Below are 24313 nucleotides of genomic sequence, written 5' to 3'. Positions count from 1 at the left end.
GGTTGGACGCTGGAGACCTGATCACGGGCCGGTACCGGCTGACCGAGCCGATCGGCTCCGGCGGCATGGGCGTGGTGTGGCTGGCCGTGGACGAGCGAGACGGCGGGCCGGTCGCGGTGAAACGGGCTCGTTCCGCCGATGTGGACGGTGCGCGCGGGCGGCGGCGACTGCGTGGTGAGGCCGGGATCGTGGCGGGGCTCAAGCACCCCGGCATCGTGCGGTTCCTGGACGTCGTGGGCGAGGGCGCACAGCCTTGGCTGGTCATGGAATACGTGGCCGGGCCGGATCTCGGCGCACTGATCGAGCGCGATGGTCCGTTGCCGCCGCGCCGGGTGGCGGCGCTGGGCGCGCAGCTCGCGGCGGCACTGGCCGCGGTGCACGCCTGTGGTGTGGTGCACCGGGATGTCAAGCCGGGCAACGTGCTGGTGCCGGCGGACGGTCCGGCGCGGCTGACCGATTTCGGGATTTCCCGTGCGGTGAACGGGGATGCGACCCTCTCGCAGGCGGCGCTGGTCGCGGGCACCCCAGCCTACCTGGCGCCGGAGGTGGCCAACGGCGAGCAGGCCACGGCCGCCGCGGACCTGTTCTCCTTGGGCGCCACCCTGTTCGCGGCGGTGCAGGGATGTTCGCCGTTCGGGAACGCCGGGGACAATCCACTGGCCGTGTTGCGACGCGCGGCGGCCGGGGTGGTGCCACCCGCGACCCGGGCCGGGCCGCTGGGGCCGGTGCTGTCCGCGTTGCTGCGACCGGATCCGGCGGACCGGCCGGACGCCTGCCAGGCCCGGCGGCTGCTGGCCGCGGTGGCCGAGGACCGGGAACCTGGTGCGGGGCAACCGGTTCGGCGACGACTGGGCGCGCGGATCGGCGCGGTGGCCGGGGTGGTGGTGCTGCTCAGCGGTCTGCCGGTGCTGATGGCCGCCTCGCCGCCACCCGCCGCGCCCGCGGCCACTCCGGTGATCGGGGCGGAGCACAGCGCTGATCCCTGCGCGCTGACCGACGCGGTGGCGCTGGCCAGGTTCGGCGCGACCGAGGTGGACACCGACTACGGCAGCTTCAACCGCTGCGATGTGATCGTGCGCCACGGCACCGGGGTGGTCGACGTCAAGTACGAACTACGTCCCGCGCTCAAGGCGGACGGGCCGGTGCGACAGCTCGGCCGGGTGCGGATCGTGCGCGAGCAGGGCGGCGGCGACCAGTGCCGCCGGGCCCTGCAACTGCCCGAGGCCACCACGGTCACCATCAACGCCAGGCACGACCGGGGCGAACGCGCCGACCTGTGCGCCATCGCCGACGTCGCCGCCACCAGGACCGCCGAGATCCTCGACCGCGCCCCGCTGGCCCGCCGCGGCGCCCCGCCGGAGCTGGCCTCGCTGGCCCGCCTCGATGCCTGCGCGCTGCTGCCCGCCGAGGCGCTGCGCCGGGTGCCCGGCATCGACCCCGGCAAGGGGATGCGCGGCTTCGGCGGCTGGGAATGCCGCTGGCGCAGCACCACCGACCCGGTCACGGTGCTGATCATCTTCGACCGGGACCAGCCGCCCAGCCCCGGCGAGGACGGGGTGCCGCACCAGGTCGGCGACCGGCGGTTCTTCCTGCGCCCGGACGGCTGGGGCCCGGAGAGTTGCCTGGCCCGGATCAGCCACCGCAGCTACCCGGACCAGCATGGCCAGCAGGCCAGCGAGATCCTCGGCATCGCCCTGCTCGGCCGCACCGGGCACCAGCGGCTGTGCGCGCAGGCCACCGACCTCGCGCACACCGCCCTCGCCAGTCTGCCCTCGACATGACCCGCGCCGGGAAAGCCTTGCCGGACAAGCAATTGCCCGCCAGCCACGACAGCCTGGCCTTCGGCGTGCCGCCCTCGGCGCCGGGCACCATGTACGCCCTGGTCACCTCCGGCGGCCTGGCGGTGCCGCCGCGGGAGGGCCGCACCATCCTGTTCGGCCGCAACCGGCCCGAGGTGCACGTGTGCATCGGCGAGGACGACCGGCACATCAGCCGCCACCACGGCCGGCTGGTGCACCGGGACGAGCAGTGGTGGGTGGGCAACCTCGGCAGGCGGCCGATCCGGCTGCCCGGGTCCCGGCTGCTGTTCGCCGAGGAGGAACCGGTGCCGCTGACCGAGGGCTACACCCCGCTGTTCATCCGCGGTTCCGGCGGCCGGGAACACCTCCTGGAGCTGTATGTGGCCGGGCGGGACGGGCAGCGCCGCGGCGCCAGCCGGGACGAGGCCACCACACCACCGCGCACCTGGCGGCTCACCACCGCCGAACGGCTCGCGCTGACCGCGCTGGGTCAGCGTTACCTGCGGCACGAGGCAGGCGCGCAACCGCTGTCCCGCCGCGAGGCCGCCGCCTGCCTGGACCGGCTGCGCCCGGCCGAGGGCTGGACCTTCAAGCGGGTCGAGCACCTGCTGCTCGGCGTGCGCGGCCGGCTGTCCCGCGCCGGGGTGCCCGGACTGACCAGGGACGAGGTGGGCGAGCCGGTGGGCAACAGCCTCAACGACAACCTCTTCCGCGAACTCATGGTCTCCACCACCCTGGTCCCACCCGACCTGGACCGGCTGTACGAGGGGTAGCGCGGCACGGCGGGACCCGTCCCGATTCGCGCTTCTAGCGTCGGGATCATGCGTGTCCACCGCGATCAGGATGAGGCGGAACGGCAGGTCCTGCTGGAGCTGTTGCGCGGCCGGGGCTGGCGGTTCTACCAGCTGTCCCGGCACGGGATGGGCGCGGTGCGGCACTCCCCCGCGCGGGCCGATGTCGTGGTGCTGCTGGCGGATCCGGCCCACGCGGCGGCCTACCGCACACTGCTGCCGGAGCCGGGCTGGGACGTGTTCGACCCGCGCGAGGTGAGCTGGTGCTTCACCGCGGGGCATCTGCCCACGCTGCGCGCCGCGCTCGCCGTGCTGACCGCCACCGGCGGCGCGGACCAGGCCAGTTTCCCGGCCCCGCCGGAGATCCGCGGCCTGCTGAGCCGCTCATAGCGCGGGCAGGCCGCGCGGCACCCTGGCCATGAACTCCAGCGAGGGCCTCTCGGCGAGCAGCACCGCCGGTTCGATCCCGGTCATCAGGACCGCCGCGCGGGCGCCGCGGCGGGCCGCTCCAGCTGCTCCAGCTCCTCGGCGAACTGACGCAACGCCGCCGAGCAGTCCCTGGCCATCGCGGAGAGCACCGGCGCCCAGTACGCGGGCACGCTCTCCAGCAGCGCGGACCAGCCAGCCGGGGCGGCCAGGTTGGCCTCCACCCAGCGCAGCAGCTGCCGCCCGTTCTCGGTGAAGCGCAGGCTCGGGTCCCGGCGGATCTCGCGCAGTGCCACGACCGGGTCGTGCGGACCGTCGTCGCGCCGGTAACCGCGCCGGGGCCGCGCGGTCCCCGGCACCGGGGGCCGGCCGGCGCGCAGCCGCTCCCGCACATCGCTGACCGTCTGTGGGGACACCCCGGCCAGCCCGGCGATCTCCCGCAGCGAGGCATCCGGCCGCAGCCCGATCAACGCGGCGGCCTTGCGCCGGCCCGCGGCGGCATCCAGGGGGCGGGCCCGGCCGTCCAGTCCGACCCGGACCGGGGGCGCGGTGGGTCCGGGCTGCCAGACCTTGCGCAGCTTGGCCACCGTCTTGGCGGCCAGGCCGGCCGAGGTGGCCACCGCGCGGTCCGACCAGTCCGGGTACAGGCCCATGATCCGCACCGCGGCGGCCTTGCGCTCGGCCAGGCTCAACGGCAGGCCGTGCGCCACATTCGCCCGCACGCCCAGCACGAACGCGGCCCGGTCGTCACCGTCGAAATAGCGCACCTCGATGGTGCGTTCGCCGTTGAGCATCGCCGCGCGCAACCGGTGTGCGCCGTCGATCACCCGCATCGAGGGCCGGTGCACCAGGATCGGCGGCAGACCCGCCATTCCGGCCAGCACCTTCACGTGTTCCGGGTTCTCCCCGGAAACGCGGGGCGAACCGGCCAGATCCAGCTGGGAAACCGCGACGGTGACCGGAACCAGGTCCGGCGCCCAGGTCGCTACCGCACTGTTGTCCATGCCGCATCCACACTCCGACCGGGAAAGGAGAATTCGCGGCAACCGGATTCAGGAATTCCGATATGCCGGGCGCCTTGAATTGCGCGACCGAATACATGTTCTCGGTATGCACGGAGTCAAGTCAACAGCCATATCACGGTACATTAACTACCACTCTGCACCGGGGCCCGGCGGAACTCGGTGGCGCTGCAGCCGTGCCGTTCGCGGAACCGGCGGGCGAAGTAGGACTGGCTGTTGAACCCGCACCGCTTGGCCACCGCGCCCACCGGCAGCCGGGTGCTGGACAGCAGCATCGCGGCGTAGGCCAGCCGCCGCTGGTCCACGAACTCACTCGGCGTGCACTGGTAGTGCTTGTGCATCGACCTGGTCAGATGCCCGGCGCTGACCGAGGCCAGCGCGAGCAGGCCCGGCACGCCTGCGCGCAGGTGCTCCTCCGAGCTGAACAGCACGCAGGCCTGGGTGAGCCAGTCCGGCACCGGGTGGAAGGCCCGGCTGCGCAACGCGCGTTCCAGCGGCGGCAGCGCCTCCACCCACAGTCGCACCAGGTCCATCGGCCGCGCCGGTTCGGCCTGCCCGGCCAGCACCCGGCGGAACGCGGCTGGCACCGTGCCGTCGCCGTAACGCAGGTTGACCTGCGGCGGCGGCCCGTCCAGCACCCAGCGCCCAGCCTCCAGCCCGGCCAGGTCGGCGAAGGCCCGCCAGGTGGGGTCCGGGAAGGAGACCAGCACCAGCGACAACACCTCGCCCTGCGCCGCGGCCAGGGTGTGCCGGACCCCGGCGCGCAGGAACAGCACATCGCCCTGTTCCAGCCGGGAAATGGCCGCGCCGGAACGCACCTGGCCAATCCCGCCGAAGACGTGCACCAGGTCGTGGCCGTGCTCGTCCTCCCTGCTCATCCGGGTGCGTCCGGCGCCGCCGAGTTCGACCACGGCGGCGGCATAGGACTTGCCAGGAGCGAGTTGCGTGCCGACCATGCCAGAAAAGTACAAGAATCGGCTTTCGTATTGCTAACCCCACCGCGGAAATGCGCCGCAAGCTGACCGTCCATACCCGAACGGATGATGGAGTGACCTTCTGATGACCTCGTTGTCCGGCCAGCGCAGGCGAGAACTCGGCGAACTGCTCCGCCGGGCGCGTGGCCGGACCCAGCCACCCACCGCGGACCGGCCCGGCGGCAGGCGGCGGCGCACGCCGGGCCTGCGCCGGGAGGAGGTCGCGCGGGCGGCCGGGGTGAGCACCACCTGGTACACCTGGCTGGAGCAGGGCCGGTCGATCACCGCCTCGGCCAGGGTGCTGGACGCGATCGCCACCGTGCTGGCGCTGAGCGATCTGGAACGGGCCTACCTGTTCCGGCTCGGCCGGGGCGAGGAGGCGCCGCTGTCGGCCGGCCGGGATCTGGCCTCGCCCGGCATGCTGGCCTTCCTCGACGCGCTGGCCATCCCGGCCTACCTGGTGGACGACGTGTGGGTGCTGCAGGCCTACAACCGGCCAGCCGCGACGTTGTTCGGCTTCGCCGGGCTGCCAGGTGACTCGACCAACCTGCTGGAGCTGATGCTCACCCGCCCGGCCGCGCGCAGCTACGTCGCGGACTGGCCGGAGGTCAGCCGGGCCATGGTGTGGCGGCTGCGGCTGGCCAGCTCGCTGCGGGCGGAGGAGCCCGCGGTGCGCGAGCTGGTGGCCCGGTTGCGCGCGGTGAGTCCGGAGGTGAACGGCTGGTGGGAGAACGAGGAGCTGCCGCAGGCGCGGGAGGACGCGCTGCGGGTGCTCAACACCTGGGCCGGGGCGATCGCCTTCCGCACCGTGGTGCTGCGCGGTTGTGACAGCCCGCAGCTCATGCTGCACCTGTTCGCCCCGGTGCCGGACGGGATCAGCGGGCCGCGGCTGGAGCGGGTGCTCAGCGGCGAACCTGGGGTGGATGTCGACAGGACCGGTTAGCCCGCAGTACTTTCCCGCCTTCGACAGGCCGAAGGCGGGAGGGCCGCGGTGCGATCCGAGCAGATACGCAAGGACCTGGGCAGGCTGTTGCGCGGTGCGCGGGACCGGCTGACCCCGGAGCAGCCTGCCGGCGGCCGGCGGCGGCGCACGCCGGGGCTGCGCCGGGAGGAGGTCGCGGCCGCGGCCGGGGTGAGCGCGGTCTGGTACGCCTGGCTGGAACAGGGCCGCCCGGTGACCGCCTCGGCCAGGGCGCTGCTGGCGCTGGCCAAGGCATTGCTGCTCAGTGACGCCGAACGGGCCTACCTGCTGCGACTGGGCCGGGGCGCGGACGGGGCCGCGGTGCGCGGCGCCGAGCTGCTCTCCCCGGCCACCCTGGCCTTCCTGGAAGCCTTGCCCGCACCGGCTTTTGTCGCCGACTACACCTGGGACCTGAAGTCCTACAACCGGTCCGCGGGCGTGGTGTTCGGTTTCCACTCGCTGCCCGAGCCCGCGGGCAACCTGCTCAGGGTGATGCTGCTGGACCGGGGCGCTCAGCGGTACCTGCCGGACTGGCGGGAGATCGCCCGGTACATGGTCAGGGTGTTCCGGGCGGAGGCGCGGGCCCGCGGGCACGATCCGGTGGCCACCGCGCTGGTGGCCGAACTGCGCGCGGCCAGCCCGGATTTCGCCGCCTGGTGGGCCGAACCGGATCCCGGGGCCGCGCACGCGCACCACTGGCGGGTGGCGCATCCGCAGGCAGGCCCGGTCTCCTTCCGGGTGGCCACCCTGCGCGGCTTCGACGGCCCGGACCTGACCATGACCATCTACACCCCGGACCACCGCGACGAGAGCGCCGCCCGCCTGTCCCGGATCCTGCGCGAGCACGACACCAAGGCACCCGGCTGCCCGGTCTAACGCCGAGTTGGCCCAAGTCGTACGCCTGCTTTGCCCAACTGGGCGTACCACTTGGGCCAACTCAGCGGCGGATCGGTGGGGAGGGGCTGATCGCGATGCGGAGGTCTCGGGCGGCCAGGACTCGGAGGCGGTGGTCGACCAGTTCGCGGACCTCCGGCCATACCCCGGCCCGTTTCCACTCGCGTAGCCGGCGCCAGCAGGTGACCCCGGAACAGCCGACCGCCTCATTCGGCAGTGCCTTCCACGGGATTCGCAGGCTGAGCACGTAGACGATCCCGGCCAGCACCGCCCGGTCGTCGATGGGGATGCGGCCGGGATTGCGGTCCCGGCGCGCCGGGCGTTCGGGCAGGCGCGGCTGGATCTGCCGCCACAGCTCGTCCGGCACCAGGGTGTGGATCACCTTGGCCCGGCTCAACAGGGTGACGCCGAGCCGGTGTTCCCTGGTGAGCAGGCAGGCGCCGGTGAGTTCCTCGTGCGGGCTCTTCAGCGGCGGCAGCCAGCGCACCAGGCCGCACTGCCACACCACCGCGTGCGTGTGCACGGTGAAGGATTCCCGCAGGCCGCAGCGCGGGCAGGGGCCAGCCGATCTCCGCACCGTGTTGAGCCGCTCGCCGAGTCCGCGCATCAGACCATCCGCTCCCTGGGCCGTGACCGCGGCACAGCATGGCCAGGGATGGCTTGGGCGGCAAGGAAATCGTGTCCAGCCGGGGCCGGTCGGCAGTTGGACGGCTCAGCGCCGGTCCAGCTCCTCGGCGAAGCAGCGCAACGAGTCCGCGCACGCCCTGGCCATCCGGGCGACCAGCCGGGTGCTGCACGCGGGCACACCGGCCAGCAGGGCGGGCCAGTTCCGGGCGAATGCGGCGCCGAAACCGAGCCAGCGCACCAGCACCCGGCCCTGGGCGGTGGCCGCCAGTCCGGCATCCGCGCGCAGCGCGAGGTGATCGGCGGCCAGGTCGGTCGCACCGGCCTCGGACCGCGCGGGCGGGGCGGCCCCGGCACGCAGCCGGGCCACGGTGTCCGGGTCCAGGCCAACCGCACTGGCGATGGCTGCGCTTGTCCACTGTGGACACAGGCGCAGGATGCGCTGGACCGCGTGCGCGCGCTCGGCCAGGTCCAGGGGCAGTCCGAGGCCGGAGTTCGCCTGGACACCCAGCAGGAACGCGGTCTCCTCATCGCCGTCGAAGAACTGCACCCGGATCCGGGTGTCGCCGTTGCGCACGGCCGCGTGCAGCCGGTGCACGCCGTCGATCACGGTCATCGTCTGCCGGTGCACCAGAATCGGCGGCAGCGAACGGAATTCGGCCAGCAACCGGGAATGGCCGGGGTGCTCGCCGGAGTGGCGCGGGGAGCCGGTGGTGCGCAGCAGCGCGATGTCCACCAGCACCGGCGCGGTGCTCACCCCCTTGCTCCGTCGCCGGGGACCGGTCTGCTGCGCCATCGGGGCTCACGCTCCTGTCGCTGATCGGGATCGCCGCACGGAGCACCCTGGTGACACGGCGGTCATGATCTCCGGCGTGGCGCACCTGAGCCAAATTGTCCGGCGCGCACCCGCTTCGCCCTGGCGCTGCTACAGTCCACTCAAGTAAGGGTCACCTAACTTCCTGGGGGCAGGAATGAGCATCGCGCGGTTGCCGGACGGCCGGGAGCTGTACTACGAGCGGGTGGCCGGTCCGGCCGGATCGGCCGCCCCGACCGTGGTCTTCGAGTCGGGGCTGGCCGCCTCCCGCTCGTTCTGGGGCCTGGTGCAGCCCGCGGTGGCCGCCTTCGCCGACTCGGTCTGCTACGACCGCTCCGGCCTGGGCCGCAGCCCGGCCAGCTCCGGCCCTCGGCACGCCGCGCAACTGGCGGCGGATCTGGGCGGACTGCTGGATCACCTGGGTCAGGGGCCGTTCGTGCTGGTCGGCCACAGCTGGGGCGGGCCGATCGTGCGGCTGGCCGCGGCGGCCCAACCGGCCCGGATCGCCGGGGTGGTGCTGGTGGACGCCACCGACGAGCTGTGCGAGCTGTTGTTCACCGAACAGGTGCGCAAGGCCGAGCGGATCGGCCAGGCGCTGACCACCTGGTTGGTCCGGTTCCGGTTGCTCGGCCTGGCCTACCGGCGACCCACCGCCGCGCTCCCGCCGGTGCCCAGGGCGGACATCCGGCGGGAGGGCTTCACCATGGCGGCGGTGCGGACCCGGGCCGCCGAACTGGCCTCGGTGCCCACGGACCTGGTGGCCCTGTGGGACGATCCGCCGCCGCTGCCCGGCATCCCGGTCACCGTGATCTCCGGCGCGCTGGACTCCCCCGGCATGCCCCGCGGCACCCGGGCCGCCGCCACCGAATCGCACCGGCGGCGGGCACTGGTCTCCACCGGCGGACGGCATGTGCTGGCCCCGAAATCCGGGCACCTGGTACCGCTCACCGACGCCGAGCTGATCGCGGCGGAGATCCAGCGGCTGATCACCGGCTGAGCCCGGTCTCAGCCGATCGCGGACAGCTCGGCGTAGTCCACATCGGACAGTTCGATCTCCCCGGCGGCCAGGTTCTCCCGCAGGTGCGCCACCGAGGAGGTGCCAGGGATGAGCAGGATCGCGGGCGAGCGGCGCAGCAGCCAGGCCAGCGCCACCTGCCGCGCGCTCGCGCCCACCCGGGCGGCCACCTGGTCGAGCACCTGGGACTGCAACGGGGAGAAGCCGCCGAGCGGGAAGAACGGCACGTAGGCGATGCCCAGTTCGGCACACCGGTCGACCAGTGCGTCGTCGACCCGGTGCGCGATGTTGTACTGGTTCTGCACGCACACCACCGGCGCGATCGCGCGTGCCTCGTCCAGCTGTTCCGGGGTCACGCTGCTCACGCCGAGGTGCCGGATCAGGCCCTTCTCCTGGAGTTGCGCGACCGCGGTGAAGGCTTCGGCGATCGAGCCGGGCACCGGTCCGGCCGAGGCGCCCACCCGCAGGTTGACCACGTCGAGCACGTCCACGCCCAGGTTGCGCAGGTTGTCGTGCACCTGCGCGACCAGGTCGGCCGGTTCCCGGTTCATGATCCAGGACTTGTCCGCGCCGCGCCGGGCGCCGACCTTGGTCACGATCCGCAGCGTCTCCGGGTACGGGTGCAGTGCCTCGCGGATGACCTGGTTGACCGTGTGCGGGCCGTAGAAATCGCTGGTGTCGATGTGCGTGACGCCCAGCCGCACCGCCTCGCGCAGCACCGCGACGGCCTCGGCGGGGTCGCTCGGCGGCCCCCACACACCGGGACCGGCCAGCTGCATCGCGCCGTAGCCGAGGCGGCTCAGCGTCAGGTCGCCCGCCAGGGTGAGGTGACCGCCGGAAATCGCCTGGGACATGCTTTTCCTCTCCATCATGCCGCTACGCGGTGACCGCGCGTTCGGCCGCACTGCGCAGCACGCAGAACTCGTTGCCCTCCGGATCGGCCAGCACTGCCCAGCCGGTGCCGTCGGGTTCCCGCGCATCGGTGACCATGGTCGCGCCGATGCCCAGCAGCCGCTCGACTTCCTCATCGCGCGGGATCAGTGGTTCCAGGCACACATGCACCCGGTTCTTGATCGTCTTGGGCTCGGCGACCTGCTGAAAATACAGGTCCGGGCCCTCGGGCATGGACACCCAGACCTCCGTTTCGTCCGGCCCGTCCTCGGACCGCACCGGATTCCCGGTGACCTGACTCCAGAATCCGGCCAGTGCGAAGAGGTCGGCACAGTCGAAGTTGACGTTGCGCAGCACGGAGGCCATGTCGTGTCCTTCCCCAGCCCGGACGTGATCGACAGGGACGGTAACCGCAGCGGGGCGGAGCCGCCAACCGTTAGCGGCGGACGTCGGCGGTGGGGCCGAAGGCGGTGAGGAAGCGGTCCCGGAAGGCGTCCATCGGCCACACCGGCGCGCCGGGCGCGGGGGCGAGGCCCTCGGTCCAGCCCCAGCCGGCGGTGCGCTCGAACACGGCGGGGTCCTTGGCCACGATGGTGATCGGCACGTCGCGGGTGTTGTTGGCGCCGGTGAGCAGCTGGGCGGGCTGGTGGTCGCCGAGGAAGACCAGCACCAGGTTCGGGTCGCCGTGCGTGCGCAGGTAGGAGATCAGCGAGCGGAGCGAGTACTCGATGGCGTGCCCGTAGTCGGCGCGGACCTGGGCCGGACCGCGATCCTGTGCGCCGGGCGGGGCGAGGTAGACCGAGCCGTCGCCGAGGTCGTTCCAGTCCAGCAGTGCGGGCGTGGGTGTCCAGGGCGCGTGGCTGGTGACCAGGGGGATGGTGGCCATCACCGGCGGCCGGTTGGCGGGGGCGCGTTCGGCGCGCTGGAAGGCGGCCAGGGTGAACTGGTCGGGGGTGGTGGCGTAGCCGAAGCGCGGGCCGCGGTAGCCGAGGTCGGCGGCGGCGTGGATGCGCTGGTAGTCGAAGAAGGCGCCTTCGGGCCAGGCGCGGGTGATGCCGGGGACCACGCCGACCGAACTCCAGTTCGCGCGGCGGAAGGCGCCGTTGAGGGTGAGCCGTTCGCTGGCGACCAGGGTGCGGTAGCGCTGTTCGTTGTCGATCCAGAGTCCGGACAGCAGGGTGGCCTGGGCCAGCCAGCTGCCGCCGCCCGCGGTCGGCGAGGTGAGGAATCCGCTGCGGGCGGCAAATCCGGCCGCGCCGAGTTCCCTGGTTCCGTTGTCCAGCACCGTGCCGACCCCGGCCTGGTCGAGTGCGTCCCGGCCGTAGCTCTCCACGAAGGCGAGCACCACGTCCTTACCGCGCAGGGCGGTGAGCAGTTCGGGGCCGGGGGTGTCCCGGAACGGGTCGACCGCGGCCGCCGCGGCGAAGGCCTCCTGGTCGTGCAGTCCGGCCTGGACCCGGCGGGCGTGCTCGTAGACCACCGCGCCGGTGCTGCCGGTGGCCACCGGCAGGGTGGCGGTGACCGCGAGCACGGCCAGCACCGCGACGGCCTGGATGGCGGGCCTGCGGCGGTGGGCGAGCGCTTCGGTGAGGCGCAGGGTGGCGCGGGCGGTGAGGAAGAGCACGGCCAGCACCAGCAGTCCGGCCAGCGCGATCGCGGCCAGGGTGGCGGGATGGCCGAGGGTGACTTCCAGATAGTCCACGGCTGGCCCGAACAGCGGCCAGTCCAGCAGCAGGTCGAACGGTCGGTAGAGCACCGCGTCGAAGCCGAGGTCGAGGAGTTTGACCACGGTGAGCAGGCCGAGTGCCATACCGCCGACCAGCGCGGTGACCCGGCGGGCCTTGCCGGGCAGGAAGAGCAGCAGCAGGAGGACCAGGAGGCCCTCGGCCGGGAGCCGGGTGAAGGCGGCCGGGGTGAGCCGGTCGACGTCGTTGGGCAGCAGCAGGCCGAACAGCACCAGCAGCGCGGCCAGCGCGGTCATCAGGTGCGCCAGGACGCGGCGAGTGGCGCCCCGACCGTCCACAGTCGACCGTGCCGGCATCGTCGGGATCCTTCCGTCCGGGTGCGCTGTCTGGGTAGACGTGGGCGAGCCCCGGCCGGTTCACGGGTAGCGTGTCCCTGGTGACCCGTCCGCAGGTGTTGCTCAGCGTCGCCGTCAGCGTTGACGGCTACATAGATGACGTGAGCGCGCAACGGTTTCCGCTGTCCAACGCGGCGGACTTCGACCGCGTGGACCAGTTGCGCGCCGAGTCCGACGCCATTCTGATCGGCGCCGCCACGGTGCGGGCCGACAACCCCCGGCTACTGGTCAACTGTGCCGACCGGCGTGCCACCCGGATCGCCGCCGGGCTGCCGGAGTATCCGGTGAAGGTCACCGTGACCGGTAGCGGCGACCTCGACCCTGAGCTGAAGTTCTGGCACTGTGGTGGTCAGAAGCTAGTCTATACAACGGATTCCGGCCTGCCGACCGCCACCGCACGAGTGGGCGGACTGGCCGAGATCATCGCCCTCGGGGGCAGTGTCGACCTCGGCGCCTTGCTGGACGACCTTGGCGCGCGCGGGATCGGGCGGCTCATGGTCGAGGGCGGCGGCAGCATCCACACCGCGTTCCTGGCCCAGGGCCTGGCCGATGAGGTCCGGATGGCGATCGCCCCCATGCTCATCGGTCAGGCCGCCGCGCCGCGGTTCCTGAACCCGGCCGAGTTCCCCGGTGGCCCCGCGCGGCGGTTCCACCTGGCCGAGGTCACGAAGCTTGGGGACGTCGCGGTGCTGCGTTACCTGCCGAAGTCGTCCGGGCCAGGCTGAGCGCGCCGGTGATGTCCTGCCGCCGGAGGATCGCGATCACCGCGGCCGCCGCGAGCAGCATCGCCGGCAGCTGCGCGCCGCCGAGGTCGCCCAGCAGGAACACCTCGGTGGCCACCGCGCCTGCCATCACGCCGGCCAGGCCGAGTGCGGCCAGGCCGCCCAGGCGCGGGATCAGCAGGCCGATCGCACCGGCCGCCTCCAGCACGGCGGTGAGGTAGCGCAGCCACTGGCCGAGGCCGATCTTGTCGAACTTGCCGACCAGGCCCGGTCCGAACAACATGTAGGCGCTGTAGAGGAAGTAGGCGGCCAGCAGCACCCGCAGCACCCAGAGTGCGACGGTGCCGATGACGCGGACGACGGATGCCGGTTCAGACATGGCGAGATCCTTCCACCGAAACGGGCGCGTGTCGCCACAGCCAGGCGATATCGCGACCAAAGGACCACAGCAGCGTGACCAGCGCGAGGCCGACCAGCACCGCGGTGAACGGGATGACCTCGGCGGTGGCGGCGACGAGGATGACGCCCTGGGCCGCCGCGACGGCCTTGCGGGCGAAGCTGTGCGGCAGCGCGCCGCGCAACCAGGCCAGCCCCCAGGAGGCGGCCACGAACAGGTAGCGGGCCGCGCCGATCACCAGCACCCACGGCCCCAGGTCCAGGGCCACGTGCGCGCTGAGCACCAGGATCAGGAAGGCGTCGACCTCCATGTCGAACCTGGCCCCGAAGGCCGAGCTGGTGCCGGTGCGGCGGGCGACCTGTCCGTCCACACAGTCCAGTGCCAGCGCGATCGCGGCCAGCGCGACCAGCAACGCGGTCTGCTCGGTCCGCTCGGCCACCAGCGCGGTGACCACGCCGACCAGCGTGCCCCTGGCCAGGGTGACCCGATCGGCTGGTCCCAGCGCGGTTCCCGCCCGCCGCAGCGCGTGGCTCACCAGAACGAAGGTGCCGAAGGCGTAGGCAAATCCGGTGAACCAGCCCACCGAGCCGAGTCCGGCCAGGCCGCCGATCAGAGCGAGCAACAGCAGCTGGGCCGCGGCCCACACCGCCTGCTCGGAGACGGCGGGCGCCGTGGTGTGCTGAAGTGTGGTCATCGGTCCCTCACCGTCGTCCGCGTTCCCGGAGGTTCCATAGGTGAAACGTTCAGCAAGGGCACTTTGGGTCATCGCGAACGGAAAATGTGACCTGCGTCCGATCGCTGTACCCGATCGGGGGGACGGCGAGGTTCTCGTACGCACGCTGTACTCGGGCGTCAGCCGCGGCACCGAGACCTTGGTGCTGCGGGGCGGGGTGCCGCCGAACCAGCACGCGGTGATGCGCGCGCCGTTCCAGGAGGGCGAGTTCCCCTGGCCGGTGAAGTACGGCTACCTCAACGTGGGCGTGGTCGAGGCGGGCGCGCCGGAACTGCTGGGGCGCACGGTGTTCTGCCTCTATCCACATCAGACGCACTACGTCGTCCCGGCCACCGCGGTCACCCCGGTGCCGGACACCGTGCCCGCCGCGCGGGCGGTGCTGGCCGGGACCCTGGAAACCGCGGTGAACGCGCTCTGGGACGCCCCGCCACTGCTCGGCGACCGGATCGCGGTGGTCGGCGGCGGCATGATCGGCTGTTCGGTGGCCGCGCTGCTGGCCAGGATTCCCGGTGTGCGGGTGGAACTCGTGGACACCGACCCCGGTCGCGCGGCCATCGCCGCGGCGCTCGGCGTCGGCTTCGCCAGTCCGGCGAACGCGCAGCGGGACTGTGACCGGGTTTTCCACGCCAGCGCGTCCGAGGCCGGGCTCGCGCTCGCCCTCGACCTGCTCGCGCCGGAGGGCGAGGTCATCGAGCTGAGCTGGTACGGCGATCGGCGGATCAGCCTGGCACTGGGCGAGAACTTCCACTCCCGGCGGCTGCGGATCCGGGCCAGCCAGGTCGGCACGGTGGCCCGCCCGGACCGCGACTACGCCCAGCGGCTGGCGCTGTCCCTTGACCTGCTCGCCGACCCGGTGTTCGACGCGCTGATCACCGGCGAAAGCCCGTTCGAGCAACTGCCCGAGGTGCTGGCCGGACTGGCCGACGGTTCGATTCCCGCTCTCTGCCACCGGATTGCCTACCATGCTGCCGACTGAGACCACAGTGGACACTCGCGAGCGCGGCGCGATCGTGGCGCTGCTTCCCATTGGCAGCCACGAACAACACGGCCCGCACCTGCCGCTGAGCACCGACACGCTGATCGCCTGCGCCATCGCGCGGGAGATCGCCGCCGCCTACCCCGTACAGCTCCTGCCGCCGATCACCATCTCCTGCTCGCACGAGCACGCGGCCTGGCCGGGCACGGTGAGCATCAGCGCCCGCACGTTGTACGCGGTGATCACCGATATCGCCGAGTCACTGCGCCGTGCAAGCGTGCCGAACCTGGTGCTGGTCAACGCGCACGGCGGCAACTACGTGCTCTCCAACATCGTCCAGGAGGCAACGGGAATGGCGCTGTTCCCCGGTTCCGCGGACTGGACCGGCGCCCGGAATCAGGCCGGTGTCGAGACTTCCGCTCGCAGCGATATGCACGCGGGCGAGCTGGAGACCTCGATCCTGTTGCACACCAACCCGGAAGTGCTGCGACCCGGCTGGGAGACCAGTGACCACCTCGCCGACGAACGCCCGCATCTGCTGACCCTCGGCCTGGCCGCCTACACCGAATCCGGGGTGGTCGGACGGCCCTCGCTGGCCTCAGCCGGCAAGGGCGCCGAGCTGCTGGCGGGGCTGGTCGACTCGTTCGCGCACACCCTCGCGGTGCTTGCCCGGTGACCACAGCACCAGCGCACCGGGCAGCGCGGCGATCAGGGCCAGCACCCCGTACACCACCCCGGTGGTCAGGCCCTGCGCCGCGCCCAGCCCGGCCGCGCCGAAGGCCACCGCCAGGAACGCCTCCCTCGGCCCGAACCCGCCCACGTTGACCGGCAACGCCATCACCAGCAACGCCAGCACGAACACCGGCGCCAGCACCCCCAGCGAGGCGGTGACCCCGGCAGCCCTGGCCGCCACCACGAACAACAGCACGTGCCCGCCGAGCGCGACCGCGGACAGCGCCGCCACCTTCAGCAGGCTGCCACTGGCCAGTAGTTGCCGGGCGTCGGTCAGCGTGGCGGCGAGTTCGCGGCGCACCGCGGGCACCCGGCGCAGCACCAGCACCAGCACCACCGCGGTCCCGGCCAGCGCCAGACCGAGCACGCCGGGGCTGGGCACCAGGTCGAGGGCGGGCATGGTCCCGGTGAGCAGCACGGCGAGCCCGAGGCCGATCAGCACCACCTGCCCGGCGAACCGCTCGAACACCACCGCCCGCACGCCACGGCCCAGATCACCGGACTCGCGGCCGTGGCTGACCGCCCGGTGCACATCGCCGAGCACCCCGGCGGGCAGCACCGCGTTGAGCAGCAGCCCCCGGTAGTAGTCGGCCACCGCCTTGCCCAGGGTCAGCGGCAGTCCGAGGCCACGCGCCACCAGCTGCCAGCGGCCCGCACTGGCCAGGGTGGTCAGCAGCCCGATGGCCAGCGCGGCCAGCACCGAGATCGGCGTGATCGAGCGCAGCCCGTCCAGGAACGCGCCGGTGCCGAGCCGCCAGCCCAGCGCGACCAGGATGCCCAGCCCGGCGAGCAGCCGCAGCCACGGCCACAGCGCGCGCATCAGTCCGCCCCCGGTAGCGCCAGCTGATCGACGTGGTGCACCTCGGCCCGGAAACCCTCGGCGAGCCTGCGCCGCAGGTACCCGGGAGCCACCGCGGCCAGCTCCGGTTCCTGCTCGACGGCCGCGCCCACCCAGCCATGCAGCCATTCGTTGCTCAGCTCGGGCAGCTCCGGGCCGAGCAGCCAGGTGCTGGGCCGGGTGAGCACCCGGTAACCGAGCCCCTCGAAGGCGGCGGTGGTCGCCGCGGGCGCGTCCGGACCGAGCAACGCCCGGCCGTTCGTGGTGCGGCGCTGGTGGTCGTTGAACGCCGACTCGAACCTGGCGTCGAGTGGATCGGCCGGATCGAGCACGATCCGCCCGGCGATGGAGAGGGTGAGCAAGGCTGGCACACCGGCTTCTACGATGGCCGCGGCCAATCCGTTCACCTCCTCGGCGGTGAACAGGTCCAGCAGCGCCGAAGCGGTCACCAGATCGGCCCCGGCCAGGTCGGCGGCACGCAGTTCGGCCAGGTCGCCCAGCCGGGTTTCCACGGTGCGGTTCGCGCTGGTCAGGTTGGCCTCGGCGAGGGCGAGCAGCCTCGGGTCGTAGTCGTGCAGGATCCAGTGCTGCGGACCGTCCAGGCGGCCGGACAGCCAGCGGCACTGCGACCCGGTGCCGCAGCCCAGGTCCCGGATGACCAACGGGGTCCGGGCGGGCAGCGCCGCGCGCAGCGGGTCCAGGAGGTCGGTGGCGCGGGCGTGCGCGTCGGCCGGTTCCCGCAGGGCCAGCCATTCCGGGGCGTAGGTCATGCGCGCAGAGTAGCCAGCAGCTGCGCCAGTTCCCGGGCCGCTTCGTCCCAGGTGGACAGCACACCCCGCCGTCGGCGGGCGGAAACCCGCAGGTCACGCCGCAGGTCGTCCTCGGTGAGCCAGCGGCGCAACGCGGCGGCCAGCGCGGTCACATCCCCGGGTGGCACCAGCAGCCCGCCGTCGCCGAGGGCCTCGGGCACGCCGCTGCCTCCGGTTGCCAGCACCGGGATGCCGCGGGAGAGGGCCTCGGTGACGACCATGCCGTAGGTCTCGGCTCTGGAGGGCAGCACGAGCAGGTCGGCGGCGGCGTACTGGCGTTCCAGGGGCATGCCGGTGCGTGGGCCGAGCAGCCGGATCCGCTCACCCAGCCCGTGCCGCTCGATCAGGTCCCGGACCAGGCGCAACTGGCCGGGGTCGCGCAGCGGTCCGACGCAGGCGCACTGCCAGGGCAGTCCGCCGAGTTCAGCGAGGGCCTGGACGAGCAGGTCGTGGCCTTTGCGCGGGGTCAGCGAGGCCACGCACAGCAGCTGGGAGCGGCCATCGGTGCCGGCGGCGATCGGCGCCGGGTCCACCCCGGGCGGCACGGTGTGCACCCGGTCCGGGTCCAGGCCGTGCCGTTGCACCAGCCGCCAGGCCGCCCAGGCGCTGGTGGCCACCACGGCGCGGGCCAGGTGCAGGCTGTCCCGCTCGGCCGCGTCCAGGGCGGCGGCCAGGGCCGGGTCCAGGCCGGTCTCGTCTGCCAGCGGCAGGTGCACCAGTACGACCAGGTTCAGCCGCGCCGCCTCGGGCCGCAGCAACTCGGGCACTCCACAGGCGACCAGCCCGTCGAAGAGCACCACCGACCCGTCCGGGCAGGCCGCCAGCGCGGCGGCCAGTCCGTGCCGGGCCGCCAGGTCGGGCTGTGGCCAGGCACCTGGCACCCGGATCTCGCGCACCCCAGCGCCCGCGGCGGACAGGGCCTGGCTGACCCGGCGGTCGTAGACGTTGCCACCGCTGGGGGCGGCGCGGTCGTCGACGTCGCCGGGCAGCACGAACCACACGGTCACAGCGGACGTTCGTAGCTTGCCCAGGCCACGTGCGACTCGTGCAGGGTGACCTCGATCTTGGCCAGCCCGCGGGCGCCCTCGCCGAGCGCGCCGGCGTGCACGGCGTCGGCGAGCAGGTCGGCGATGTGCTTGGCCAGGAATTCCGTCGAGGTGTTGATTCCGGCGAATTCGGGTACGTCGTCCAGGTTCCGGTAGTTGAAACCGGCCAGCACCTCGCCGAGCTTCTGGGTGGCCAGTCCGATGTCGACGACGATGTTGTCCGAATCAAGCTCGCTCCGGCTGAACCGGGCGTCGACCACGAACGTAGCTCCGTGCAGGCGTTGCGCCGGACCGAAGACCTCGCCTCGGAAACTGTGCGCGACCATGACGTGATCACGGACGGTAATGCTGAACAGGGTGACCTCCAGCGGAGAACGGGTAACGGTGCAACCTCCGGCCGAGCGTAGAACAACGTCAGGCCGGACTGGGGTGAGGAGAGGCCGGATGTACACGGAAGCCTTCAGCGATACCGACGTCGCGGAGTCCGACCTGGTCACGCGCAGGGGCACGTTCCGGGCCATCGCGTTCTGGGCGGACGGGCACGAGCACCTGGCGCTGGTCTACGGCCACGCGCGGGACCGGGCGGACGTGCTGGTACGCATGCACTCGGAGTGCCTGACCGGGGACATCCTGGGCGCCATGCGCTGCGAGTGCGGCGAACAACTCAACAGCGCCCTGGACGCCATCGTGCGCGAGGGCAGCGGCGTGCTGGTCTACCTGCGCGGCCACGAGGGCCGGGGCATCGGCCTGGTCGCCAAGGTCCGCACGCACGTGCTGCAGGACGAACTCGGACTGGACACAGTGGACTCGGCGACCGAACTCGGACTGCCCATCGACACCAGGGACTACGGCCCCGCCGCCAAGGTCCTCCGCCACCTGCGGGTCCGCTCGGTCCGCCTGCTGTCCAACAACCCGGACAAGTTCGAGGCCCTGGAAGCCCACGGCATCCCCGTGGTCGCCCGGGTCCCCCTGGTCATGCCGGCCAACCCGCACAACATCGGCTACCTCACCGCCAAACGCGACCGCCTCGGCCACGACCTCCCGCAGGTGGAGGTCTTCAGTGAATCCCACTGAGACCTCCCCCACCGGGGGACACCCGGGGAAACGCCGCAGCTCATCCCAGTCCCACACGCCACACCTGCGATCCTGGACCGCGTGGACGTGCTGACTTACGCGAGAGTGCTGGAGGTGTGCGCGCGCCTGGCGGGCCGCCTGTCCGACGACACCCTGGACGCCATCCGCACGCACTACCACGCAGGCGAACCCGGCCTCGCCGACGCGACCCTGCTGGTCACCCTGGCCTACCACGAGGTCGGCATCACCGAGGAGGAGCGCGACCTGATCCGCTCCGCCCTCCCCGACCCCGACAGCCCAGACCTGGCAGCCGTCCCCGCCCTGGCGACCATCCCGTCCCCACGCCACCACTTCACCCCCACCGCCCCCGCCGCGGCCCCCGACCCAGCCCCGGCAGACACCCTGCTCGCCACCGAAGCAGCCCAACACCACGCCGTCGAACTGGGCCGCACCTGGCGAGACCCCCTCCCCGGCGTCCGCGGCCCCGGCACGTGGGTATACGTACTCCGGGTAACCCCCACCGCGGACCCCCTCCACGCCTACGCCGCCCTGACCTCCCAACTGTGGCTGGTACTCCGCGAAACCTGGCCCCTGGAAGTCCTCATCGAGGGCATCCCCACCCCGCCCTACCAAACCGCCGCCCTGGCAGCCACCACCCAGGTCTGGTCCAACCCACCCGCCTGAGCGCGAGTGTTGGCCGTTGTCGTACACCGAGTTGGCCGTTATGGACGCCGAGTTGGTCGTTATGGACGGTGTGTTGGCCGAACTCGTACGCCACGTTGGCCGTTGTGGGACGCCGTAGGCCGCTGCGGTCGGGCGAAGCCCGGGACAGGGGGCCGGGGTGGCTTTTCGAAAACATCCCCCGAGCGGTTCCCCATCCCCGTCAGCCTGGAGAGGACACACCGCATCCTGGGCAAGCGGCCTGCAACCTGCCGCCGCATGCCCGCCCAACCGCAACGGGCTGCTTGCCCAGGATGTGGTTTGGTATCGGAGGGCTGACGGGGATGGGGAACCGCACACGAGCACTGCTCTTTGCCTTTGATCTTCTCCCCCCATCCTTTGATTTCTGCCCGTCCGGCGAGGACGCACTTGATCTTGATCTTCGCTCTTGACTGTCAACCCGAAGATCAAAAAGGGATGGCCTCGCCGGCCGGGCAGACCACCGGAGGGGTGGGGCAGATCAAGAGCCGGGGCAAGCGGGTTGCGGGGCGGGGTTTGGGCTGCCGACTTAAGACCCAGCGTGGCTCCGAGGGCTCGCGTGTTCTCCGTACGGCCTTCCGCCAGCCAACCACACCCCGATGAGCGGCCCCCGTCACGTTGGGTGGGTTTGGCGGCGGTTTGTGTTGCAGGGGCCGCTCATCGGGGTGTGGTCTGCATGCTCCAGGCCGTACGGAGAACACGCGAGAGCCCTCGTCGTGGGGGTTTCACCCCTCCGCCCCGGCCCGCCCCGTCCCACAACGGCCAACGTGGCGTACGACTTGGGCCAACTCGCCGTCCATAACGGCCAACTCGGCGTACCACAACGGCCAACACGCCGGAGGTATGGGAGCGGGCTGCCCACACCCCCAGGAATGGACAGCCCGCTACCAGATCAACTTTCTCGCAGCCTAGGCGCGAAGACGTTGAAGGAACGTTGAACTCCCAGTTCGGGCCTGGTATGCCGGGGGTGTGACGGCTGGGGGTATTGCGTGACGGTGGAGTTCCAGGTGCTGGGCAGTGTCGAGGCGCGGGCGGGGGGACGCCTGCTCGACCTGGGGCCTGCCCGGCAGCGGCGGGTGCTGGCGGCGTTGCTGGTCGAGGCCAATCAGGCGGTGACCACCGACCAGCTCATCGACCGGGTCTGGGGAGAGCGGTTGCCGCAGCGCGCCGCCGGGACGTTGCGCAGCTACCTCACCCGGTTGCGCACCATTCTCACCGAGGCCGGTGGCGTGGGCATTCAACGCCGCTCCGGCGGCTACGTGCTCGCCGTGGACGAACAGACCGTCGACCTGCACCGCTTCCGCCACCTGCTCGCCAAGGCGCGCGCCAGCACCGAGGACGCCGACCAGCTCGACCTGTTCGAGCAGGCGTTCGAACTCTGGCGCGGCGAGGCCTTCGCCGACCTGGACACGCCCTGGTTCACCGGCGTGCGCGCCACCCTGGACCGCGAGCTGGTCGCGGCCGAACTCGACCACGCCGACATCGCGCTCCGCCAGGGCAGGCACTCCGAACTGCTCCCCCGCCTCTCCGCCCAGACCGAGCGGCGGCCACTGGACGAGCGGCTGGCCGGTCAGCTCATGGTCGCGCTCTACCGCGGTGGGCGGCAGGCCGAGGCGTTGCAGGCCTTCCACCACATCCGCACCGCGCTGATCGAGGGGCTGGGCATCGAGCCGGGCGCCGAGCTGCGCGCGCTGCACCAGCGCATCCTGGCCGGGGACAGCGCACTGGCCGCGCCTGCCCCGGACGCCCCGGAGGCGAACTGGCGGCTGCTGCCCAGGGACATCGACGACTTCACCGGCCGGGACGCCGAACTCGACCTGGTGCTGGACCGCCTGCCCGCGGTGCCGGGGGCCAGCAGCGCGGTGGTGATCACCGCCATCGACGGTATGGCGGGGGTCGGCAAGACCGCCCTGGCCATCCGGGCCGCGCACCAGATCGCCGATCGCTACCCCGACGCCCAGCTCTTCCTCGACCTGCACGCGCACGCCGAGGACCACCAGCCCACCGACCCGGCCGCCGCCCTGGACAGCCTGCTCCGCTCGGTCGGCGTGCCCGGCGAGAAGATCCCGCACGACCTGCAGGCCCGCGCCGGACTCTGGCGCAAACAGCTCGCCGGCCGCAAAGCACTGCTGGTGCTGGACAACGCGGCCAGCGCCGCCCAGGTCCGTCCCCTCCTGCCGGGCAACCCGGAATGCCTGGTGCTGATCACCAGCCGGAACCGGCTCACCGACCTGGAAGCCGCGCACATCCTGTCCCTGGACGTGCTGCCCGACGGCGACGCCACCGCGCTGTTCGCCCGGATCGCCGGACCGGACCGGGCCGCCGCCGAACCCGCCGCGGTGGCCGAGGTCGTCGCGCTCTGCGGTCAGCTCCCACTGGCCATCCGGATCGCCGCGGCCCGGCTGCGCAGCCGTCCGAAGTGGACGGTGGAGCACCTGGCGACCCGGCTGCGCGACGAACGACGCCGACTCGGCGAACTGGCCACCGGCGACAGCGGCGTCGCGGCCGCCTTCGCGCTGTCCTACCAGCAACTCACCCCCGCCCAGCAGCGGCTGTTCCGGCTGCTCGGCCTGCACCCCGGCGCGGACTTCGACTCCTACGCCGCCGCCGCGCTCACCGAGGACGAGGAATTCACCGCCGAAACGGGCCTGGAAGACCTCCTGGACGTGCACCTGCTCCAGCAGCAGGTCGCCGGCCGCTACCGCTTCCACGACCTCTGCCGCGCGCACGCCCGGCAACTCCTCGGCTGCGGCGAGACCGAGGACGAGCGGCAGGCCGCGCTGGGCAGGCTCTGCGAGTACTACCGGCACACCACCGCCACCGCGATGAACGCCCTGGTCCCGGTGGACAAACACCTCCGCCCGGACCTGCCCGCCGCCACCCTGGCCGCGCCGGAGCTGACCAACCGGCTACAGGCGGCGGGCTGGCTGGAACACGAACGCGCCAACCTGATCACCACCGCCACCCACGGTCTGCCCGGGCACGCCGCCTTCCTCTCCGCCGCGCTACAGCACTACCTCAACTTCCGCGGCTACTACGACGACGGCCAGATCCTGCACCGCAAGGTGATCGACCTGGCGCACGCCGCCGGTGACGGCGGACTGGAGGGCCAGGCGCAGTACCGGCTGGGCTACGTCTACTGGTGGCAGGGCCGCTACCCCCTCGCGCTCACCCACCTCCAGCGCGGCCTGGAACTCGCCGAAGCCGCCGGACTCGCCGGAGTGCAGGGCTACGCGCAGGCCGGACTCGGCTTCACCCACCGCCGCCTCGGCCGCCACGAACAGGCCCTGGTGCACTTCCAGCGTGCCCTCGCCCTGGCCGAACAGGCCGCCGACCTCAGTCTGCAAGGACACGTGCTCACCGGCCTCGGCCACACCTACCCGTGCCTCGGCCGGGCCGAGCAGGCGGTGGAACACCTGCGCCGGGCGGTCGCGCTGGCCGAGAGCACCGGCGACCGGCAGGTCGACATCGGCGCCCGGATCGGCCTCGGCGCGGCCTACCGCGGATTGGGCCGCTACGACCAGGCGCTGGCCGAACTGGACCGGGCGCTGTCGGTGGCCAAGGACACCGGCGACCGCGGCCTGCACGGCTACGCGCTGCGCCAGCTCGGCGACGTCTGCCTGGACACCGGCGACCTCAGCGCCGCGGGCGAGCACTACCAGCAGGCCCTCACCCTGGCCAGGGCCATCGGCAGCCCAGGCCACGAATCCGAAGCGCTGGTCGGCCTCGGCGAGACCGCCCGCTGCACCGGGATGTTCGAGCTGGCCCTGGACTACACCCAGCGGGCCGAGGCCCTGGCAGGCGAGGTCGGCGACCAGTTCCAGCAGGCCGTGGCCAACCGCGGCCTGGCCCGCACCCACCACGGCCTTGGCCAGCAGCGCGAAGCCCGGAAACACTGGCAGCGCGCCCTGGACCTGTTCACCGAACTCGGCATGCGCGAGGCCGACGACATCCGCGGCGAACTGGCCAAACTGGACGTCGAACGCGCCGAGTAGC

At 72.5% G+C, this 24313-nt stretch carries 25 protein-coding genes; 12 read left to right on the top strand and 13 right to left on the bottom strand.

Translation table 11 applies throughout. The annotated features are described in order from the left end of the window. Nucleotides 1-2 precede the first annotated feature (2 nt). From ACTOWY_RS14350 to ACTOWY_RS14340, 3 genes are read left to right on the top strand one after another with little or no spacing between them, the layout of a single operon-like run. Entirely contained in the window at nt 3-1781 is a 1779-nt protein-coding gene (locus ACTOWY_RS14350) for a serine/threonine-protein kinase (RefSeq protein WP_441310111.1), read from the top strand. Beyond that, nucleotides 1778-2572, top strand: coding sequence for an FHA domain-containing protein (locus tag ACTOWY_RS14345; protein ID WP_441310110.1), 795 nt, complete (start codon nt 1778-1780; stop codon nt 2570-2572). Before ACTOWY_RS14350 ends, ACTOWY_RS14345 begins: the two co-directional genes overlap by 4 nt. 48 nt (nt 2573-2620) lie before the next feature. Further along, nucleotides 2621-2980 (top strand): hypothetical protein, encoded by a 360-nt coding sequence (locus ACTOWY_RS14340; RefSeq protein ID WP_441310109.1) that lies wholly within the window; start codon nt 2621-2623, stop codon nt 2978-2980. An 83-nt stretch (nt 2981-3063) separates the two neighbouring features. Here ACTOWY_RS14340 and ACTOWY_RS14335 read toward each other — a convergent pair whose 3' ends face one another. Beyond that, nucleotides 3064-4020 (bottom strand): ParB/RepB/Spo0J family partition protein, encoded by a 957-nt coding sequence (locus ACTOWY_RS14335; RefSeq protein ID WP_441310108.1) that lies wholly within the window; start codon nt 4018-4020, stop codon nt 3064-3066. A 143-nt stretch (nt 4021-4163) separates the two neighbouring features. Next, nucleotides 4164-4994, bottom strand: coding sequence for a helix-turn-helix domain-containing protein (locus ACTOWY_RS14330; protein WP_441310107.1), 831 nt, complete (start codon nt 4992-4994; stop codon nt 4164-4166). Between the two features lie 103 nt (nt 4995-5097). Between ACTOWY_RS14330 and ACTOWY_RS14325 the strand changes: the two genes are divergently transcribed. Both ACTOWY_RS14325 and ACTOWY_RS14320 read left to right on the top strand, forming a co-directional pair. Continuing rightward, nucleotides 5098-5955 carry a helix-turn-helix transcriptional regulator gene (locus tag ACTOWY_RS14325; RefSeq protein ID WP_441310106.1) on the top strand — a complete coding sequence of 286 codons (858 nt, stop codon included), beginning with the start codon at nt 5098-5100 and terminating at the stop codon, nt 5953-5955. Nucleotides 5956-6003: 48 nt separating this feature from the next. After that, nucleotides 6004-6849, top strand: a complete 846-nt coding sequence (locus ACTOWY_RS14320) for an MmyB family transcriptional regulator (protein WP_441310105.1) — start codon at nt 6004-6006, stop codon at nt 6847-6849. 61 nt (nt 6850-6910) lie between these two features. On the opposite strand, the gene ACTOWY_RS14315 is transcribed toward ACTOWY_RS14320, so the two are convergent. Both ACTOWY_RS14315 and ACTOWY_RS14310 read right to left on the bottom strand, forming a co-directional pair. After that, complete coding sequence (locus ACTOWY_RS14315) at nt 6911-7474, bottom strand: transposase (RefSeq protein WP_441310104.1); 564 nt, start codon at nt 7472-7474, stop codon at nt 6911-6913. 105 nt (nt 7475-7579) lie between these two features. Further along, complete coding sequence (locus ACTOWY_RS14310) at nt 7580-8248, bottom strand: hypothetical protein (RefSeq protein WP_441310103.1); 669 nt, start codon at nt 8246-8248, stop codon at nt 7580-7582. A 214-nt stretch (nt 8249-8462) separates the two neighbouring features. Here ACTOWY_RS14310 and ACTOWY_RS14305 point away from each other — a divergent pair, with 214 nt between their 5' ends. Beyond that, entirely contained in the window at nt 8463-9302 is an 840-nt protein-coding gene (locus tag ACTOWY_RS14305; protein WP_441310102.1) for an alpha/beta fold hydrolase, read from the top strand. Nucleotides 9303-9310: 8 nt separating this feature from the next. Here the strand turns inward: ACTOWY_RS14305 and ACTOWY_RS14300 are convergent, their stop codons facing one another. From ACTOWY_RS14300 to ACTOWY_RS14290, 3 genes are all read right to left on the bottom strand, one after another. Further along, entirely contained in the window at nt 9311-10174 is an 864-nt protein-coding gene (locus ACTOWY_RS14300; RefSeq protein ID WP_441310101.1) for an oxidoreductase, read from the bottom strand. Nucleotides 10175-10196: 22 nt separating this feature from the next. Beyond that, nucleotides 10197-10577, bottom strand: a complete 381-nt coding sequence (locus tag ACTOWY_RS14295) for a VOC family protein (protein WP_441310100.1) — start codon at nt 10575-10577, stop codon at nt 10197-10199. A 70-nt stretch (nt 10578-10647) separates the two neighbouring features. After that, nucleotides 10648-12252 carry a sulfatase gene (locus ACTOWY_RS14290; RefSeq protein ID WP_441310099.1) on the bottom strand — a complete coding sequence of 535 codons (1605 nt, stop codon included), beginning with the start codon at nt 12250-12252 and terminating at the stop codon, nt 10648-10650. 80 nt (nt 12253-12332) lie between these two features. Here ACTOWY_RS14290 and ACTOWY_RS14285 point away from each other — a divergent pair, with 80 nt between their 5' ends. After that, nucleotides 12333-13016 carry a RibD family protein gene (locus ACTOWY_RS14285; RefSeq protein ID WP_441310098.1) on the top strand — a complete coding sequence of 228 codons (684 nt, stop codon included), beginning with the start codon at nt 12333-12335 and terminating at the stop codon, nt 13014-13016. Here the strand turns inward: ACTOWY_RS14285 and ACTOWY_RS14280 are convergent. After that, nucleotides 12955-13392 (bottom strand): DoxX family protein, encoded by a 438-nt coding sequence (locus ACTOWY_RS14280; protein ID WP_441310097.1) that lies wholly within the window; start codon nt 13390-13392, stop codon nt 12955-12957. The two genes, ACTOWY_RS14285 and ACTOWY_RS14280, sit on opposite strands and share 62 nt — an antisense overlap. Further along, on the bottom strand, nt 13385-14104 hold the full coding sequence (locus ACTOWY_RS14275; protein WP_441310096.1) for a CDP-alcohol phosphatidyltransferase family protein: 720 nt from the start codon (nt 14102-14104) through the stop codon (nt 13385-13387). Before ACTOWY_RS14275 ends, ACTOWY_RS14280 begins: the two co-directional genes overlap by 8 nt. A gap of 40 nt (nt 14105-14144) precedes the next feature. Here ACTOWY_RS14275 and ACTOWY_RS14270 point away from each other — a divergent pair, with 40 nt between their 5' ends. Together ACTOWY_RS14270 and ACTOWY_RS14265 are read left to right on the top strand one after the other, a co-directional pair. Continuing rightward, on the top strand, nt 14145-15119 hold the full coding sequence (locus ACTOWY_RS14270) for a zinc-dependent alcohol dehydrogenase (protein WP_441310095.1): 975 nt from the start codon (nt 14145-14147) through the stop codon (nt 15117-15119). Next, nucleotides 15106-15795 carry a creatininase family protein gene (locus tag ACTOWY_RS14265; RefSeq protein ID WP_441310094.1) on the top strand — a complete coding sequence of 230 codons (690 nt, stop codon included), beginning with the start codon at nt 15106-15108 and terminating at the stop codon, nt 15793-15795. Before ACTOWY_RS14270 ends, ACTOWY_RS14265 begins: the two co-directional genes overlap by 14 nt. Here ACTOWY_RS14265 and ACTOWY_RS14260 read toward each other — a convergent pair. The 4 genes from ACTOWY_RS14260 to ACTOWY_RS14245 are packed head-to-tail and all read right to left on the bottom strand — an operon-like array spanning nt 15718 to nt 18900. Beyond that, the gene (locus ACTOWY_RS14260; RefSeq protein ID WP_441310093.1) at nt 15718-16671 is read right to left on the bottom strand and encodes a lysylphosphatidylglycerol synthase transmembrane domain-containing protein; all 954 of its coding nucleotides are present in this window, start codon (nt 16669-16671) and stop codon (nt 15718-15720) included. The two genes, ACTOWY_RS14265 and ACTOWY_RS14260, sit on opposite strands and share 78 nt — an antisense overlap. Next, nucleotides 16671-17459 (bottom strand): class I SAM-dependent methyltransferase, encoded by a 789-nt coding sequence (locus tag ACTOWY_RS14255; protein WP_441310092.1) that lies wholly within the window; start codon nt 17457-17459, stop codon nt 16671-16673. The genes ACTOWY_RS14260 and ACTOWY_RS14255 overlap by 1 nt, the downstream gene beginning before the upstream one ends. Further along, the gene (locus ACTOWY_RS14250) at nt 17456-18499 is read right to left on the bottom strand and encodes a glycosyltransferase family 4 protein (RefSeq protein ID WP_441310178.1); all 1044 of its coding nucleotides are present in this window, start codon (nt 18497-18499) and stop codon (nt 17456-17458) included. The genes ACTOWY_RS14255 and ACTOWY_RS14250 overlap by 4 nt, the downstream gene beginning before the upstream one ends. A 2-nt stretch (nt 18500-18501) precedes the next feature. Next, on the bottom strand, nt 18502-18900 hold the full coding sequence (locus ACTOWY_RS14245) for a 6-pyruvoyl trahydropterin synthase family protein (RefSeq protein WP_441310177.1): 399 nt from the start codon (nt 18898-18900) through the stop codon (nt 18502-18504). A gap of 88 nt (nt 18901-18988) precedes the next feature. Between ACTOWY_RS14245 and ACTOWY_RS14240 the strand changes: the two genes are divergently transcribed. The 3 genes from ACTOWY_RS14240 (at nt 18989) to ACTOWY_RS14230 (ending at nt 24312) form a co-directional block, all read left to right on the top strand. Beyond that, nucleotides 18989-19618 carry a GTP cyclohydrolase II gene (locus ACTOWY_RS14240; RefSeq protein WP_441310091.1) on the top strand — a complete coding sequence of 210 codons (630 nt, stop codon included), beginning with the start codon at nt 18989-18991 and terminating at the stop codon, nt 19616-19618. Between the two features lie 81 nt (nt 19619-19699). Then, complete coding sequence (locus ACTOWY_RS14235) at nt 19700-20302, top strand: hypothetical protein (RefSeq protein WP_441310090.1); 603 nt, start codon at nt 19700-19702, stop codon at nt 20300-20302. A gap of 1004 nt (nt 20303-21306) precedes the next feature. Continuing rightward, entirely contained in the window at nt 21307-24312 is a 3006-nt protein-coding gene (locus ACTOWY_RS14230) for a BTAD domain-containing putative transcriptional regulator (RefSeq protein WP_441310089.1), read from the top strand. Nucleotide 24313: the final 1 nt, after the last annotated feature.

The sequence above is a fragment of the Crossiella sp. CA198 genome, from assembly GCF_052078295.1.
GTDB lineage: Bacteria > Actinomycetota > Actinomycetes > Mycobacteriales > Pseudonocardiaceae > Crossiella.
Note: the sequence above shows the minus strand (reverse complement) of the source record. Positions and strands in the feature narration are given on the sequence as shown.